Annotated in this window: 12 protein-coding genes and 3 pseudogenes; 6 read left to right on the forward strand and 9 right to left on the reverse strand. The window is 53.0% G+C overall.

Features of this window, described 5'->3' with window-relative positions; genetic code table 11:
* Positions 1-17 precede the first annotated feature (17 nt).
* On the forward strand, positions 18-953 hold the full coding sequence (locus JNO11_RS21760; protein WP_325177905.1) for an ABC transporter substrate-binding protein: 936 nt from the start codon (positions 18-20) through the stop codon (positions 951-953).
* A 42-nt stretch (positions 954-995) separates the two neighbouring features.
* Here JNO11_RS21760 and JNO11_RS21765 read toward each other — a convergent pair whose 3' ends face one another.
* Together JNO11_RS21765 and JNO11_RS21770 are read right to left on the reverse strand one after the other, a co-directional pair.
* Entirely contained in the window at positions 996-2,762 is a 1,767-nt protein-coding gene (locus JNO11_RS21765) for an EAL domain-containing protein (RefSeq protein WP_033760659.1), read from the reverse strand.
* 152 nt (positions 2,763-2,914) lie between these two features.
* Positions 2,915-4,141 carry an FAD-dependent oxidoreductase gene (locus tag JNO11_RS21770; protein WP_325177906.1) on the reverse strand — a complete coding sequence of 409 codons (1,227 nt, stop codon included), beginning with the start codon at positions 4,139-4,141 and terminating at the stop codon, positions 2,915-2,917.
* A gap of 165 nt (positions 4,142-4,306) precedes the next feature.
* On the opposite strand from JNO11_RS21770, the gene JNO11_RS21775 reads away from it, so the two are divergent.
* Positions 4,307-4,615: a YicS family protein gene (locus JNO11_RS21775; protein WP_033780336.1), complete on the forward strand. Its 309-nt coding sequence runs from the start codon at positions 4,307-4,309 to the stop codon at positions 4,613-4,615.
* A 94-nt stretch (positions 4,616-4,709) separates the two neighbouring features.
* Positions 4,710-6,098 (forward strand): H(+)/Cl(-) exchange transporter ClcA, encoded by a 1,389-nt coding sequence (gene clcA, locus JNO11_RS21780; RefSeq protein ID WP_033780337.1) that lies wholly within the window; start codon positions 4,710-4,712, stop codon positions 6,096-6,098.
* A 19-nt stretch (positions 6,099-6,117) separates the two neighbouring features.
* Here the strand turns inward: clcA and JNO11_RS21785 are convergent, their stop codons facing one another.
* On the reverse strand, positions 6,118-6,642 hold the full coding sequence (locus JNO11_RS21785; RefSeq protein ID WP_010246964.1) for a phenolic acid decarboxylase: 525 nt from the start codon (positions 6,640-6,642) through the stop codon (positions 6,118-6,120).
* Between the two features lie 854 nt (positions 6,643-7,496).
* Positions 7,497-8,013 (reverse strand): annotated as a pseudogene (locus JNO11_RS21790) (SRPBCC domain-containing protein).
* A gap of 160 nt (positions 8,014-8,173) precedes the next feature.
* On the opposite strand from JNO11_RS21790, the gene JNO11_RS21795 reads away from it, so the two are divergent.
* Positions 8,174-9,085 (forward strand): LysR family transcriptional regulator, encoded by a 912-nt coding sequence (locus JNO11_RS21795; protein WP_325177907.1) that lies wholly within the window; start codon positions 8,174-8,176, stop codon positions 9,083-9,085.
* A 1,090-nt stretch (positions 9,086-10,175) separates the two neighbouring features.
* Here JNO11_RS21795 and JNO11_RS21800 read toward each other — a convergent pair.
* Positions 10,176-10,857, reverse strand: a pseudogene (locus JNO11_RS21800) (type 1 glutamine amidotransferase domain-containing protein).
* Positions 10,858-11,018: 161 nt separating this feature from the next.
* On the opposite strand from JNO11_RS21800, the gene JNO11_RS21805 reads away from it, so the two are divergent.
* The gene (locus JNO11_RS21805; RefSeq protein ID WP_325177908.1) at positions 11,019-11,936 is read left to right on the forward strand and encodes a LysR substrate-binding domain-containing protein; all 918 of its coding nucleotides are present in this window, start codon (positions 11,019-11,021) and stop codon (positions 11,934-11,936) included.
* Between the two features lie 109 nt (positions 11,937-12,045).
* On the forward strand, positions 12,046-12,261 hold the full coding sequence (locus JNO11_RS21810) for a YdgH/BhsA/McbA-like domain containing protein (RefSeq protein ID WP_325177909.1): 216 nt from the start codon (positions 12,046-12,048) through the stop codon (positions 12,259-12,261).
* A gap of 64 nt (positions 12,262-12,325) precedes the next feature.
* On the opposite strand, the gene JNO11_RS21815 is transcribed toward JNO11_RS21810, so the two are convergent.
* From JNO11_RS21815 to JNO11_RS21830, 4 genes and pseudogenes are all read right to left on the reverse strand, one after another.
* Entirely contained in the window at positions 12,326-13,528 is a 1,203-nt protein-coding gene (locus tag JNO11_RS21815) for an MFS transporter (protein ID WP_325177910.1), read from the reverse strand.
* A gap of 166 nt (positions 13,529-13,694) precedes the next feature.
* A complete protein-coding gene (locus tag JNO11_RS21820) occupies positions 13,695-14,435 on the reverse strand; it encodes a nitroreductase family protein (RefSeq protein ID WP_250489611.1) in 741 nt (246 codons plus the stop codon).
* A gap of 83 nt (positions 14,436-14,518) precedes the next feature.
* Complete coding sequence (locus JNO11_RS21825; RefSeq protein ID WP_325178059.1) at positions 14,519-15,823, reverse strand: glycoside hydrolase family 10 protein; 1,305 nt, start codon at positions 15,821-15,823, stop codon at positions 14,519-14,521.
* 169 nt (positions 15,824-15,992) lie between these two features.
* A pseudogene (locus JNO11_RS21830) lies at positions 15,993-17,485 on the reverse strand (PLP-dependent aminotransferase family protein).
* Positions 17,486-17,569: the final 84 nt, after the last annotated feature.

Here is a 17,569-nt window from a genome sequence, read left to right on the forward strand (position 1 = left end):
TACCAATGAGAAAACCCATGACAAAAATGCCTCTGTTTACCCTGCTGTTCAGCGCCACCTTAGCCACACAGGCTCAGGCGATGGAGAAACTGACACTGGTGCTCGACTGGTATATCAACCCCGATCACGCACCCATTATGGTGGCCCAGCAGACCGGCGCGTTTGCGGCAGAAGGGCTGGAGGTTAACATTGTGCCGCCTTCTGATCCGGCGCTGCCGCCGCGTCTGGTGGCAGCAAAGCAGGCGGACTTAGCGATTACCTATCAGCCGCAGCTCCATTTCTTCGCCGATCAGGGATTGCCCTTGATGCGGGTGGGGACGTTGATTAACAGTCCGCTGAATACGCTGATGACGTTAGACGAAACGGTAAAAAAACCAGCCGATTTAAAAGGGAAACGCATCGGCTATTCCGTCAGCGGCATTGAACAGGCGACGCTGGCGACCATGCTGAACCATGATGGCGTTAAAGCCGATCAGGTTAAGCTGGTTAACGTCAATTTCCAGCTCACCAGCGCCCTGATGACCGGGCAGGTGGATGCGGTTATCGGCGGCTATCGCAATATCGAAGCGCTGGAGATGAAACAGCACGGTAAAAAACCGGTAGTCTTCAACGTCGAGGATTATGGTGTTCCGGCCTATGACGAACTGATCATCGTCGCCAACCTTGATGAGGCACACTCGGAGAAAATCAAAAAGTTTTTGCGGGCACTAAAGAAAGGTAATGCGCAGTTGCAGGCGCACCCGGAGGAGAGCTGGCAGGCCTTTGCCCGCGCACATCCGGAGCTGAACACGCCGCTGAATCATCAGGCATGGCGTGCCACCCTGCCGCTGTTCGCTGCCGATCCGGCAAAACTGGATCGCGCACGCTATCAGGCTTACGAGCAATTTCTGTTTGATAACAAACTGATTAAAAGCATCACGCCGGTTGAGCGCTACGCCACCGGCAGTGAGTAATAAGAGAGCCCGCAACGATCGCTGCGGGCCATTTGCCTGGCATCACTTCTGATAAAGCCAGTGTTCAATATCGCTGGCTGGCAGCGGTTTTGAAAAGAAGTAGCCCTGGATTTGATCGCAACCGTAAGTTTTCAGCAACGTCAGGGTGGCTTCCGTCTCAACGCCCTCGGCCAGCACGGTGTAGTTCAGCTCTTTCAGCATCTGAATAATGCATCTGACGATGATTTTTGATGCGTCATCTTCACCCATACGCGAGATCAGGGATCGGTCGATCTTGATCACATCCAGCGGGATATCCTGCAGATAGCTGATGTTGCTGTAGCCAGTGCCGAAATCATCCAGCGAGATCACAAAGCCGTGTGATTTCAGCGCTTCCAGCCCGCTGATCGCCACATTGGTTTTGGTGATCAGTTCATTCTCCAGGCACTCAATGCCCAGAATAGAATTGGGTAACTGAGCCGCCGCTAATTTTGCCACCAGCCGATCGGCAAAATCGGGCTTTGCGAAGTCGCGTTCGCTGACGTTGATCGAAACCGGAATCAGATCGTATTCGCGATCCCAGCGCGCAAGCTGCTCAATGGTGTGATCGATAACCCAGTTGGTCAGATCGGAAATCAGGTTGGTTTTACCCGCTAACGGAATGAATTCTGAAGGGAAAAGCTCGCCCCGCTCAGGATGATTCCAGCGGATAAGCGCCTCCAGCCCGACCGTTTTACCGCTTTTGAGACACACTTTAGGCTGCCAGGCCAGGTAAAGCTCTTCGTCTTTATTCAGCGCCTGAGCCAGATCGTTCATGATCATAAAGTCATCGGTGCGCCGCGAGTCGTAACTCTCTTCAAAACACATTGCACTGATGTTCTCATCAACCGCCTCATGCAGCGCGCTCACGGCCTGACGCACCGTTTCATTGGCATCCATCTGGCCCGGTACAAACTCTGTTTCACCGGTAAAGACATCCAGGTCGAGCGTGATATTTTCCGCCAGATCGGCCTTCATGCCCTTAAACAGGTCGATCATGTTATGTGCGGTATAACGACCCGAGTAGGGCTGAACAATAGCAAAACGGCCCGGAGCGAAAGTATAGAGCGTTTCATTCTCCGGAAGATTGAGCCGGTGAGCGACATCCTGCGCCATCTGCTTTAGCAGTTTCTCCATCGGCGCAATGCCCACTGCACGGGAAAGCTCATAGGCGCGAATGATGTCGAGGCAGTCGATAAGAATCAGGCGAAAGCGGCTCTGTGGTGCGACAAGAGTCAGCTGCTGAATATCACGAATCAGGCGTGGGCGATTCGGCAGGTGCGTAATGACGTCGGCAAAACCCGCATTGTTCCAGGCATCCAGAAATGAGGTGACCAGCGTAGCCAGTGAGCGCAGCGTGGCGAGTTTCTCATCCGTAAAAGGATGTGGCTGGGTGTCGGTTACGCAGAGCGTGCCCAGCACCGCGCCGTCGAGGTTCTGCAGCGAGACACCGGCGTAGAAACGAATATGCGGATCGCCTTTCACAAATGGGTGCGTGACAAAGCGCTCATCCAGTAAGGTGTCATACACCACCAGATGTCCCTCCCCATCAATGACGTGGCGGCAAAGAGATTCATCACGGGTCGATTGCTTAAGATCGAAGTTGCGGGACGCTTTAATATATTGGTTATGATCGTCAATAATTGAAATGAAGCTGCCAGAAATACCCAGCACCTGGCTGGCGAGATTAACGAATCTTTCCAGCACCTTATCCCGGGCTTCATCCGGGGACAAAAGTGCCTTGATCGCACTCAGACGTTTTACGTCGCTGCCATTTTGCTCGTTATGCACTGAAACCTCTCCTATGCAGGCGCAAAAATCGAAAATAATTTAGCTCAGGAATGCTCAATTAGCGCCCAATTATCAGATAAATAGCGGCTCAATCTGACAGTACTTTCACAGTGAAACAGTGTCGCATGATATCTGATCGCTGTCGAAATCATTTAACGCTCTTCTTTCATGTGCGCAACCTGCGGCGACTCCGTCCTGAAGCCCAGACCGATCAGGCGTCCCAGTACAAAACGCAGAAACGGCAGGCGCTGGATAATCGCGGGAACCTTGCTGCTTCCCGAAGGTTTTCTTCTGGCTTTATTACGGCTCATCTTGATCTGCAAAAACTGCGTGGCGACGGTAGGGAACTGACGGCGCTTCTGCACTTTTTCCAGGTCGCGCAGCTGCAGCTCTCCCCGCTTCAGAGGATCGGTCAAAAGATTCGCCGTCGCTACCGCATCCTGAATCGCCAGATTTACGCCAACCCCACCAATCGGCGACATGGCATGCGCCGCATCACCAATGCAGATCACACCAGGTTTCGCCCACTTGTCCAGGCGGTCGATACGTATCGACAACAGTTTAAACGCTTCCCAGCTCTCGATTTCCGCCATGCGCGCAGGCCCGAACGGCGACAGTGCGGCAACTTCCGCTTTAAACGCGTCGAGTCCGGCGGCCTGTTTCGCTTCAAACTCCCCTTTCGGAATGGTCAGTCCGCACTGCCAGTAGTCGCCGCGATCGATAACAATAAAGTTCTGGCGTGGCCCTTTATGCCCCATACCCACATCGGGATCCTGCGGCTGTTTACTTAAGCGGAACCAGATGACATCGCGTGCTGCGCCGAACTCCTGTCCGGTCAGTCCCGCCGCTTCGCGTACGCGTGAATGGCGGCCATCTGCACCGACCACCAGTTTACAGCGGATGTGCAGTTGCTGATTCCCGCGGGAAGCTATCACACCACTGACCTTGCCATTTTCAACATTCAGCGACTCAAAAGAGGTCGACTGCAGCAGGCTGAAGCCCGAATACCGGGCGCTCTGTTCAGCCATATAGTTCAGGAAATCCCACTGCGGCATAAAGGCGATAAAACGGCACTGAACCGGCAGGCGTGAGAAATCGGCCATCGTAATACTCTGTCCGCCGATTTCCGCCTCCAGCTTTTCGGCACGCTGATGCGGCAGCGTCAGGAAAGATTCCAGCAGGCCGAGCTGATGCATAATTTCCAGCGTCGAGGGATGGATGGTGTCACCGCGAAAATCGTGGAGAAAATCGGCGTGCTTTTCGATCACCACCACGCGCAGGCCTGCGCGGGCGAACAGATAACCCAGCATTAATCCGGCCGGGCCACCGCCGACGATACAACAGTCAGCGGTGAGAATTTCAGTGGAATGTGGCTGCATGTCAGCTCCCTGTCACGCCAGTATTGCTATGATTATTGCGTCGACCGTGGCGACATTGCCGCAGTCGGTCGGGGATATTGTGCTCAGGCTAATCACTCAATGCGATTAATATCAACTGAAAACTGCCGAAGACCCGATCCTGTCCTCAGCAGTCAGGAGACCATCATGAACGTGATCCGCAACACGCTGTTTATTCTGCCGCTGTTAAGCCCGCTGATTGTGGCAGCCGCACCCTACGACACGCTGAAGTTTGCGCTGCGTCAGCAGCAGATAACTGACGATCTGCGCCAGAAGTGCCAGTTATCACCAGCCATCTCCGATGAAAAACTGCGTCAGACGTTTCTTAACGATAAGCATAACCAGAAGCAGAATCAGGTCACGCTGACTGCGGCGGCTCAGGCGCTGAAAAACCAGGATGATCCAGCCTACCGCGAACGCATGGCGCAAGTGGTTTGTCCACCACAGACGAATTAACCCTTTACCCCGATGAAATTGATCCTGACGTTTGTTTTCACCCTATCACTCAGTAAACTGGCCCGCTGGTCTGGTTGAACAAGAATGTCTCTCAATGAATGAAGAATCACCGCAGCCGGTTTATGTTCCCCGCTCCATCGCGGCGCGCAGTCGGATGTTTCGCGCCCTGCTCTATCGTGATAAAACGCCGCTGGCGATGCTGTTCTGTGCCGCGCTGGTCGGTACGCTGGTTGGCCTGGCGGGCGTGGCGTTTGCCCGGGCCGTTGAAACAATACAGCAGTGGCGTGCTGACACGCTTATACCATCGCAGTTTCAGGGCTGGATGCTCTACGCCGCCGCCTTTGCCATCTCGGCTCTGCTGGCGATGGTGGGCTATTTTCTCGTCAGGCGCTTTGCTCCCGAAGCGGGTGGCTCCGGTATCCCTGAAATTGAAGGGGCGCTGGAAGAGCTGAGGCCTGTGCGCTGGTGGCGGGTGATTCCGGTGAAGTTCTTTGGCGGCATGGGCACGCTGGGTGCTGGTATGGTGCTGGGCCGGGAAGGCCCGACAGTGCAGCTCGGCGGGAACATTGGCCGCATGGTCATTGATATTCTGGGGATGCGCAGCAATGAGGCACGTCATACGCTGCTGGCAACCGGCGCGGCGGCCGGTCTGGCGGCGGCGTTTAATGCGCCGCTGGCAGGCATCCTGTTTATCATCGAGGAGATGCGTCCGCAATTCCGCTATAACCTGATTTCAATTAAAGCCGTGTTTACCGGTGTGATTATGGCCAGCATTGTGTTCCGCTGTTTCAACGGCGAACAGGCGGTGATCTCCGTCGGCAAGCTGGCTGATGCGCCGGTGCAGACGCTGTGGCTCTATCTGGTGCTCGGGATGATTATCGGTATGGTCGGCGTCCTGTTTAATCGCCTGATATTTATCACGCAGGACATTTTTGCGCGTTTTTATGCCGGTAAAACGGCACGCGTGGTGCTGGCCGGTGCATTGCTGGGCGGCGGCTGCGGTATTCTGGCTCTGCTGTTTGCACCTGGCGCAGGCGGCGGTTCAGAACTGATTCCACAGGCGGTCCATGGCGTCTTTCCGTTCACCCTGCTGCTGATCATCTTTCTGGTCAGGCTGGTGACCACCCTGCTCTGTTTTGGCTCAGGTGCGCCGGGCGGTATTTTTGCGCCGATGCTGGCGCTGGGTACGCTGCTCGGCACAGCCTTTGGGATGGCCATGTCGGACCTCTTCCCGTTTTATCATCTGGAAGCGGGCACCTTTGCTATCGCGGGGATGGGAGCACTGTTTGCGGCGTCGGTAAGGGCACCGCTGACCGGTATCGTACTGGTGCTGGAGATGACCGATAACTATCAGCTGATATTGCCGATGATTATTACCTGTCTGGGCGCTACGCTACTGGCGCAGTTTCTGGGAGGGAAACCACTCTACTCATCAATCCTCGCCCGCACGCTGGCGCGTCAGGCAGAAGCTACCCGCCCGTAGGGGCGGGTGACCGGCTTAATTACTTACCATCAAAGTAGTCAGCAGGCATCTGTCCAGGTGCCTGATTGATCACTTCATCGTTATCTGGACCTTCATTCTTCATATAGGTCACTTTCGCAAACTCTGGAATGATCACATACGGATAGGCCGGCCCTTCATCGCGGAAGCGGTGCATATCTTCAATGAAATCATTCTGATAACAGATAGTTTTTTCCGGATGCTGACCTTCACCGGCAATCCACTGCGGGAAGAAAATTGTGCCGTGAACCAGGGTGCGATTCAGATCAAACAGCAGGCTGACGCAGGTGCCGGTGGGCTCATGCCAGTCTACTTTGTAGATGCCAGGGGCGAACTGAATCGCATGCATTTTCTGGTTGGTCACCCAGCGGCCACCTACCAATCCCTGATGAATGCGGTAGTCGCAGGTGGTTTCGTTGCGAGCATACCACTCATATTTCCAGCCATTATCATAGGTATAGACAAAATGCGTACCGACGAACTGAGAAAGATCGCTGGAGATATTCTCTGGAGATTCTGCAGACATTTTAACCTCTGTTTGAATAGCGCACGTTACAGGCGCCGATGGTTTCAAAACAAGCTATAGCGCAATTAATCGGTGAATATTGACTATGACGCAGATTGATTTTTTTGCCATCTGAAAACGGAAATTTTCCGCGATGGATAAATAATAATGTCAATAAAAAACCCTTCTCACTTCCTTCAGGTCAATAGATGCCGGAAAAGCGTTCTTTTTTTATATTACCCCTTGAAATATTGGAGAATAGAATGTTCTAAAATGGGATATTTGCCATCGTAAATCACACAACAAAAAGATGATTCATTATCAGAATTTAATATACTTTCAATAGATTCAACAGCCTATAAGATTATTGATTATGCATTTCAGCTCTTTTTTTATTTGTTTAAATTTCCAAATTTTTCTGTCAGATGGACGAGTGAATAATAATAATCTGGTATTTTAACTTATTTGATTTAAATCAATAAGTTAATCTTAATAACTTCAACTTTAATCTTCCACCGACTTCAAATGAGGATAGATTTATTTTTGCTGACTTAGTGGGAATTTTTTGACATCTTTGCGCACGATTTATGCTCAGGCATTCATCAGGTGTCAGAATGGCGAGTAGCGCGATACCACTAAAGGCTCTGCTCCTGTGAGGTACAAATCGTCGATCTAGAAAAGGCGCCTCAAACCCGGCAGGTAAACCCTTTTATTATTATCAATCCCGTCAGGCTTAAACGGCGCACACTATTGCTGATATTAAACACATAAGGAGGTAGCGTTATGTGAAGGTCACGTTAATGTTAAACCCGGCCAGAACAGGCAACCGACGCGCCGATAACGCGCCGGTCATAAATTGTCAACCTGTTCGCCAGTCAGCGTTTAATTGATCTTGCCGCATCGACAAGTCCATCCAGCCACTCCTGATGCCCATTAATCATCGGATTAGGTTTAGCGACAGCCAGCTCTTTCGCCGGATTTCCGTTTTGCGTCTCCTGCGTCAGAATGCGCAGCCGGTTTCCTGGCAGCGCTTCAATCAACCAGGCATGAAGAACATCAAGCCGGTCGGCAGCCCCTTCCTCACCCGACCAACCGTGCCAGGCCAGACGTGCCGCTTCGCCATTTAGTGGCGGAACACATTCCATCACCTTTGCCTCAACCCGGAAGCCAAAAGTCTCAAAGCAGAAACGCACGTCCTGCTCCAGTACAGGCCCTTTATTATCATAAAACTGTGCGTTAGCGGAGTTAGCATAATATTCAGGCCAGCAAGCGGGGGGTGGCCAGCAACGGCCAGACGGCTTCTGGCGTCAGGTCAGTGACAATCACCTCGTTTGAACAGAAATTATCAGTCAGACCCGGGATAAATCCATCTGGCCAGTGAATCGCGTTCATTTTCATTCTACGTTTTCCTGCCTTATAACGGTTGCACCGGTAATCAGTGCCGTGGAAAACGCAGTATCTGATCCCTCCACATATAAGGCCAATCGTTATAATTTATCTGTGATATTATTTAGATTAATATCACGATTCAACCTCGTGCCACAGGGGAAAGATGAACAATCATCTGCTTAACGTTGACCTGAATTTATTAAAAACGCTGGACGTGCTGCTGGATGAACGCAGCGTGACCCGAGCGGCTGAACGTCTGTCCCTGACGCAACCTGCGGTAAGCGGTATGCTGACACGACTGCGTGAAAGTTTTGATGATCCGCTGTTTATCCGGGCTCAACGCGGCATCGTGCCGACTCTGCGGGCGCTGGAACTGGCCGGGCCGGTAAAAGCGATACTGGCGGAGGTGGGAGAACTGCTTCAGCCGCAACAGTTTGATCCGGCCCTGTCACAGATGACGTTACATGTTGCTGCAACGGATTATGCGCTTAGTGCGGTGATTGTGCCGTTTATCGCACATTTACGACGTGAAGCGCCAGGTATACGTGTCGCGGTGGTACCCGTGAACAGCGAGACCCTGTCAGGACAATTTGAACATGGGCAAGTTGATGTGGCGTTGCTGACGCCAGAGACCACGCCACCGACATTGCATAAGCGGCAACTGTTCAATGAAGAATATGTTTGTCTGCTGAGTGAAAATCATCCTCTGGCGGGCAGTGCGACGCTGTCGCTGGATGAGTTCTGTGCGCAGGATCATGCGCTGGTTTCGTGGCCCGGCGGAAATTTTAATGGGGTTACCGACCAGGCTTTGGCTGCGATTGGCCGGGCCCGCCGGGTAACGCTCTCAGTTTGCAGTTTTCAGGTGCTCCCGGAAATTTTGCGCGTCACTGATTTGGTAAGCGTGGTACCGAAACGACTGGCGATCGACACTACGGGTCTGGTCATGTTGCCAGCACCGCTGATCATCCCTGGCTTCAGTAAAATCATGGCCTGGCATAACCGAACCCATCATCACAAAGGGCATGAGTGGCTGCGTGAACGACTGGCGTCCGTGGCTAAAACGGTGGTGTATTAACAGGGATAGCGGACTGCGGCTCACTGTTTTGCGATTTTGTTTAAGCAACAGACAGGATAACGGGGCGTTATATCGCATTCTGTCCGACGTCGAAAAGGCAAAATCGCGCTTTACTATGTCGATAGCGGGGTAAAAATTGATGCTGGGGAGATCAGGAAAGAGAGTGTTGAACTGAGGAAACAATAGCAGGAGAATAAATCGCGCGTGAATCACTTTAAATATTATCGATAAAAGCTGCTTTGATAATGTTAATTACTCATATTTACGTTCTGAAAAGAACTGACAGACATCGTAAAAAAGATAAAAGCCCTGACTGAAATAGCCAGGGCTTTTAAGGTACTACAGATTTTACGTTTACCATTAACTAACTTAATTGATAGGTACTACTTCGGTACTGCTATTTATGAACAGATCCTGCGGATAATAATGATCACGATACTGAAATGTCACTATTATTAGCGGTTTCAACCACCTGATAGTCTTTCAGGAGACAAAGACAGGTCAGGCCCGTATAAATCTGCACACCCCCATCGCGATATATACTCTTTGATGCGTTGCCTTACTTTCATTACGACGTTTAAACCGCAATCGTATCCTGTCGTAACGTAACGTTCAGAACTACGAGGCCTTACATCATCGCGACGCGATACTACATACTTCTTACAGACTTACTTCGACTCCATTTAACAGGGTTATTTTAACTAACGAACAGTTTTAAAGAACAATGTTTAACAGAACCACCGACAAGTTCAACTCACAAATTTGTCGGACCTTTTTTACTTTACTCGTAACGCTTTTGTTTCCGGTTTATCAGGGCAACTGCACGCCGCTGATGAGTCCTACTTTACGGATATAAAAAAACGATGTCAACACTGGTTTTAAAAACATGTTTATATTTTCAGTGAATTTTTCAGGCAATAATTTAGCTCTGAAAACGCCCGTAAATTTATTATCAATGTTAAGAAAAATTGAGCTCTAATCTATTCAACCTGAATAATTAAGCAGGTCACTATCTGCCCTGGCACTTAACGGTAGGAATAAAAAAAGGCGCCCGCAGGCGCCCTCAAAACTCAGCATGCTGTAAAGAGCTTTATTTCGCCAGACTTGCCAGTAAAACCTTCGCGGTCTCGGCTGATGAACCTGGGTTCTGACCGGTAATCAGCAAGCCATCCTGAACCGTATAGGACTGCCAGTCATCACCGCGTGAGTAAAGGCCGCCGTTCTGTTTTAGCACATCTTCAACCAGGAACGGCACCACGTCAGTCAGGCCAACGCCCTCTTCTTCACTGTTCGTAAAGCCAGTAACTTTCTTTCCTTTGACCAGAGGCGTGCCATCAGCATTTTTCACATCACGCAGGACACCTGGAGCATGACAGACCAGCGCAACCGGTTTGCCCGCCTGCAGGGTTTGCTCAATCAGCGAAATGGAGTGTTTGTCGTTTGCCAGATCCCATAAAGGACCATGGCCGCCTGGATAGAAAACGGCATCAAACGCTGCCTGATCAACAGTATCAAGTTTGACGGTCGAGGCCAGTACTGCCTGAGCAGCAGAGTCGGCATGGAAGCGGCGGGTCTCATCAGTCTGAGAATCGGGTTCATCACTTTTTTGGATCGAGTGGAGGCTGTCCGCCCTTCGGTGAAGCCAGGGTAATCTCTGCGCCCGCATCAAGAAATGCATAGTAAGGTGCCGCAAGCTCTTCCAGCCAGAAACCGGTCTTCTTGCCAGTGGTGCCCAACTCATCATGTGAGGTCAAAACCATTAAAATTTTCATTTCCGCTCCATATAACAGTTAGTCGGTTTCAGGTGTAAGGATAGTCAGAACCAGCGTCTAAGCCGCTATCTTCTGCGTTGACCCGTTAATCATGGCGGGGTTACGAATATTTATGAAATTTATTTCTTCAATTTCAGTTATTCACATAGCATTATAGCTTAATGAAATACGATCTGAATTTACTGCCAGTTTTGCTGGTCATGATGGAGGAGCGCAAAGTTACCCGCGCAGCGGAACGGCTTGGCATAACCCAGCCGGCGCTTTCTAATGCATTAAACCGGCTGCGTGAAACGCTCAACGATCCGCTATTTATCCGCGAACGTTACGGGATGCGACCGACGCCGAAAGCGGAACAGCTGGCTCAGGTGGTCGGTGCTGCGCTGTCATCGATCGACAAGGTTATTCTTGGCCAGCAGGACTTTGATCCGCTTCATGCCACCCGGCTCTTCACGCTTGCGCCTAACAGCTATGTCGAATTCATCATGATGCCTGCCATCGTGGCCCGCCTGAGGAGCTGTGCGCCCGGCATCCGACTCCGCCTCACTCCTTTTGGCAATGACGTCACTGAAACCGGTGTGATTTCAGGTAATACCGATATGGTGCTGGGTCGTATCGTGGAGCCGCCCGACAATCTCGTCGTTCAGCACCTGATGAATGAAGGTCTGGCCTGCGTGATACGCGCCGATCATCCGCTGGTGGGCGAAAACCTCAGCGCGGAGCAATATGAGCAGCTAAAGCACGTCAACGTTCTGCCACCTGGCCGTATGCGCGCTGGGTTATATCAGGCGCTTGAGCAGCGCGGCCTGCGTCGTCAGGTTGCAGTCTCCGTCACACACTTTCTGGCCGTGCCGGAAATGATTGCGGTCACGGACTACTGCGCGACCCTGCCGCGTTTGATCTGTCAGCATCTTTCACGCGATGAGCGGCTCAGAATCGTTCCCGCGCCGGTTGACCTGGGCACCTTCCCGGTTGAAATGGGCTGGCATGCACGCTATCGCGACGATCCTGCCCATCGCTGGTTCAGGACGTTGATTACAGAGACGGCACAGTCGCTGTCTGATCCCCAGATAAACAATTAGCACGATCACCATTGCCGCACTAATAGTTAATATTGATATCATAACCTGAGTTACTATTCTTCCCATCGGAGGCAAACATCCTCCCAATTCATAACTCAGGAATATGACCATGAAAAACGTAAAAGCACTTTCAATCGCCGCACTCGCAGCTTTTTCTCTAATCTCTTTTGGCAGCTTTGCCGAGAGCGTTTCTGTCACCTCATCCACACTGGATGGCGCAGAATCAAAAATTGCAGCTCAGGCTCAGGAACAGGGTGCGCAGTATAAAATTACGGAAGCGAACACCAACAACCGTGTTCACATGACCGCAGAACTGTATAAATAACGGATGGTCGCAAACGGATTTGCCAGAACAGGCTGCCCAATGGGCAGCCTTTTTTTGTATTTGATCAGGCCAGACGGGCGGCTGGGGCGCTACTGGTGCGCCACCATAGAATCAGCGCTGCCAGCGCAATTGCGCCGAGTACCGCAAACGCGGTGCTGTAGGAATAACGTGCGGCGATTATGCCCGTCATGGCGGGACTCAGCGCTGCACCTGCGCCCTGCATCAGCATAATAACGCTTTGCCCGGCGTTAACATGCCCCGTACCCCGCAGCAGGGAGACAATATAGCCTGGCACTGCCACACCGAGAATCCCAGCCGCAATACCATCCAGAACCTGAACCGGAATGACAAAAATCGGCCCGGCAAAGCCGGCGGCGAGAACCGCGCGCAGCGGTAATATCATCAGGGCGATCATGATAAACAGGCGATAGCCGTGCGTATCAACGCGTTTAGATACCCACAGCGCGACCGGGATCATCACCAGTTGGGAAATCACCACCGTTGCCGCCGCGTAAAGGCCCGGACTGATCGCCGCCTGGCCGCCTGCCGAGGCGACGCGCATGCTCAGCATCGGCAGCAGCGCGGCATTGGCAAGATGAAACAGCAGCAGCGTCAAACCGGCGATCATCAGCGCCGGGTTTCGCAACAACATTGATAAGTGCAGCGCTGGCTGACGCTCTTCATGCGGTTCATAACCGCGCGCCACATCGTTATCGATCTCATTTCCGCGAATTGCCAGCGTAGCGAAAGCAGCGAAAACCGCCATTACCGTCATAAGAATGAAAACGGCACCCATGCCCCAGTACCAGGCTGAAAAACCGGCCAGCAATGCAGCAATCGTATTCCCGCCATGATTAAACGCCTCGTTGCGTCCCATCTGCTGGTTAAAGCCGCGCTGACCCGTGAGCCCTAAGGTGATCCCCGCCACAGTCGGGCCGATAAACGCCGCAGCCAGGCCTGCTACAACCTGCGAGACCATCGCCGTCCAGGTCTGATTGCTGTACCACAGCAGCAGTGTGGCAACGGTAATCACCAGACAGCCCAGCAGCACAATGATTTTTTTATGACGGGTCGCATCGGCGGCGATCCCTGCCGGTAGCGTGGCAAGTAATCCGGCGATACCGCCACAGGTCATTACCAGACCGATTTCGTCGGGTTGCCAGTGTCGCTCCGTAAGAAAGATGCCCAGAAATGGCCCCAGGCCGTCGCGGACATCGGCCAGAAAAAAGCTCATTAAACAGAGCGCGTAGAGTGAACGCTGAGACATGTTATTTCCCTGGAAGGTAAGTTTTAGAGGCAGTTGCGCTTCGGTTAAAAGGGAAATTATGTGTTACGCCGTGGAAAGTCACCTTTCGTTATAGTAACAAAATGAAAAAGGCCACCCGTAAACGCTACGGATGGCCTTTTTCTATTCACTCAATAACGAGAGCGAACTATTTATCTGTGCCAAAACCCTGCTTCAGCAGTGCTGGCAGTACATTCGGGAAGTAGATGTTTTTATAGTAACCGCTGACGCTTTCGCTCCAGCTCTCACCGTCATTACGACCAATCGTCTTCCAGTGCTGAACCATCTCATCGTTGTAGGCCGCAATCTGCTGCTCCAGACCCTGCGTCTGGTAAGTCTCATCATGGCGGAACGTCGCCAGAGGCAGACGTGGTTTCTGATGAGCCGGTTCGTCTACGTGACCGATTACCACACCCGCTACCGGGAAGGTCAGTGGCGGCAGCTTCAGCAGTGAAATCATCGCCTGCGGGTCGCGACGGATACCGCCAATTGGCACAATCCCCAGACCTTCCGCACGCGCAGCCGCCATTACCGATCCCAGCGCGATACCGATATCAGTAGAACCCGACACGATACTCTCAATGCTCTGATGGGCGATCTGCTGCTGATCGACAGCGGCCATTCCCACGGCTGATTTATGCATATCCAGCACAAAGGTGATAAACACCGGTGCTTTGGCAATCCACGGCTGACCGCCTGCAATGGCGGCGATCTGTGCGCGACGGCCGGCATCACGCGTGATCACCACAGAAACCTGCTGCGAGTTTACTGATGTCGGTGCGCGATAAGCGGTACTGATAATCCGATCCAGTACAGCTTCATCGACAGGTTGCTCAGTGAAACTGCGTTCACTTTTGTGACTTGTAAAAATATCAATCAGTTCGCTCATGGTTCCTCCCATATAAAGCGCAAGAATAGCAGCAAGTCACAGGGAAAAACTTAACCGCACTGGTCATGCTGTCGCGGCGTTTCTCAGCCTCCCCAGCGGCTTTTAAGATAGCTTACCGCCTGCTGAGTCTGCGGCTGATTCAGATAGTTCTCTCTGAACAGAATCGTGCCATCAATATTGGGGTTCGATTCATTAAGGTCGAGCTGCTTTTTCAGCTCCGGTACGCCGCCCTGCTGTGTCCAGTCAGGCTCAACTTTTGACGGCTCGCCCACTTTATAGAGAGCAAGGCCGATGTAGAGCCGGGTTTTGGTCGGTTTCACGACCTCTGCCCACCAGTTTGCCAGCACGTCGTATCGGGCCGCCTGACGGGAAAATGGCCAGTAGAGCTGAGGTGCAATGTAATCCAGCAAGCCCTGCTGCACCCAGCGGCGGGTATCGGCAAAAGCTTCATCATACGCCGCCGCTCCGCGGGTATCGGAACCGGCAGGATCATGCGACAGATTACGCCAGACGCCCGCCGGGCTGACACCAAACTCCACGTCCGGCTTCAGTTGTTTGATGGTACGTGACACCTGCTCAATCAGCTGCTGAGTATTGTGACGCCGCCAGTCCGCTTTGCTGGCAAACCCCTGACCGTAGCGGCTGAAGGTCTGATTATCGTTGAGCAGTGAACCGGCAGATTCCGCATAGAAGTAGTCATCGAACTGCACACCGTCGATGGGATAACGCGTCACCACCTCGGCCACAATACTGGTGATCCAGTCACGCGCCTCAGGGATACCCGGATCGAGTACATAGCGATCGCCTGCAGTGCGGATCCAGTCGCGATGCAGCACAAAAACGCTGGCCGGATGCAGTGACAGCGTGCGGTTGAGTTCGCTGACGGTAGACGATTTAGTGTTTACCGACACCCGGTAAGGGTTGAACCAGGCATGGACTTTGATACCGCGCTTATGCGCCTCATCCAGCATAAACTGCAGCGGATCATAGCCCGGATCTTCACCAATTTTTCCTGTCAGCATATCTGACCAGGGGAGGATTTTTGAGGGCCAGAGCGCAGTGGCATCAGGCTTAACCTGGAAAAACACCGTGTTGATGCCCAGGCTTTTCAGCTTATCCAGCTTGTCGATCAGTGATTGCTGCTGCTGGCGGATACGCTGCGCCGGACTGGTGCCATTTACCGACGCAACGGGCGGCCAGTCAAGGCGCGAAACCGTGGCTAACCAGACACCCCGCATTGGTTCCTGCGCATGAGGATGTGCTGGCTTGCCAGGCGTCGGTAGCGGCTGTTTCGTCACGGGCGGAAAAGGTGTGACCAGCGATTTCGGCGGCTCAGATGCGCAACTGACCAGCAACAACGCGGCAGCCAGCGCGGCGCCTCGCTTAATAGCCGCACGGGCCGGTGCAGTAAAGGGTTTAAAGGCGATGATAGACTCCAGTATTGTCTGGTCGGGGCGCAAAGAGGAGTATTCTCGGTGACTCTGATTAAATGTCAATGCGTTAGCACAGAGGCGGAAGTAAAACCGCCCTCCTTCAAAACAAGTGTCCCTGAACCCGCTAGCGCTGCGGAGTGAATACCATTCCGGCGGACGCAAGACAGGCTTTGAGTGTGCCAAACGCATCCTGACACTGCCGCTCATTGACGCAGGCGTAACCCAGCAGCAATCCGCGCGCCTCCTGAGGGTGCATATAATATTGCGAAAGTGGCCGTACTTTGACGCCGCGCTTTAGCGCCTCCGCGGCTATCGCCACGTCATCCGCGCCTGCTGGCAGCGGGATCACCAGATGCAGTCCCGCTTCATGATTGAATGCCGGTAAAAAAGGCTGGCCCCAGATAGCACTCGATCAGCCTGCATAGAAACTGCCGCCGCTGGCGGTAAAGCAGGCGCATCCGGCGGATATGCTCCATGTAATGGCCCAGCCGGATAAACTCCGCCAGCGCACGCTGAATCAGCAGATGTCCGCCGCGATAGAGTTCTGCCGCGGCGATGCGTAACGGCTGTGCCAGCGGTTTCGGCACCACCATGTAGCCAATGCGCAGCGCGGGATAGAGCGTTTTGCTGAACGTTCCCATGTAAATGACCGGCGCATCCGCTTCCAGCCCCTGCAGTGAGGGATGAGGCTGGCCGGAAAAACGAAATTCGCTGTCGTAGTCATCTTCCACAATCCAGCTCTGATGGCGACGTGCAAGGGTGAGCAATGCCTGACGACGGGCCAGGCTTAGATGCACACCCAGCGGATATTGATGAGAGGGCGTCACAAACACCATCTTTGGTGCCGGGCCGCTGTCCGGCACCAGTCCCTGCTCATCCACGGGCATCGCCCGAATCTTCAGGCCATTCATGCGCAGCAGATTGCGTGTTCCCCAGTAGCCGGGCTCCTCCATCCAGACCCGATCGCCAGGATCGCACAACACCCGCGTCACCAGATCAACCGCCTGATGAACCCCTTCGGTGATCAGGATCTGGTCAGCATCGGCCCGCACTGAGCGTGCCACCCGCAGATAATCCACCAGCGCATGGCGCAGATCGGGACAGCCACCGCCGCTGCTGTAGACCAGGCGGTGAACGTCAGGTTCGCGATTCAGACGCGCCTGAATCTGACTAAACAGCTTGTGGGGGGAATTCGGTCACATCGGGCGCGCCGGGGACAAACGCGCCCCACTGGTAAGGCGATGCTGTCGCGTTACCCAGCAGACTGGCGCCACGCTTCGACAGGGTTGCCGGTCGTTGCGCCTTCACCGCCTGAAGGTCGGCAATTGCATCACTCTGCAGAGAGTTTTCCGGCAGCGTTTCTGCAATCCAGGTGCCGCTGCCGGTCCGCGCGTTAACATAGCCTTGCGCCATCAGGCTCTCATAAACATGCATAACCGTGTTTCGCGATACGCCCAGTTCGCGTGCCAGATCGCGGGTTGGCGGTAAACGGCTTCCGCGCGGAAACACCTCTTCAGCGATCGCGGCCTGCATGCAGTTCAGCAGCCGCTGATGTAATGAGCCAGTTCTTAAAAACTGTAACCGCGCTAATAGATGATCTGCGTATAAGAGTCGCAATTGGCTCCACCTTTCCTCTGACAATTGGCTCTGGCAACTCACCACGCCTCAGGCATAAATAAACGTGTTTGTCGGGAATTGTAA

It is taken from the genome of Pantoea sp. 1B4, from assembly GCF_016925765.1.
GTDB classification, from domain to species: Bacteria; Pseudomonadota; Gammaproteobacteria; order Enterobacterales; family Enterobacteriaceae; genus Pantoea; species Pantoea agglomerans.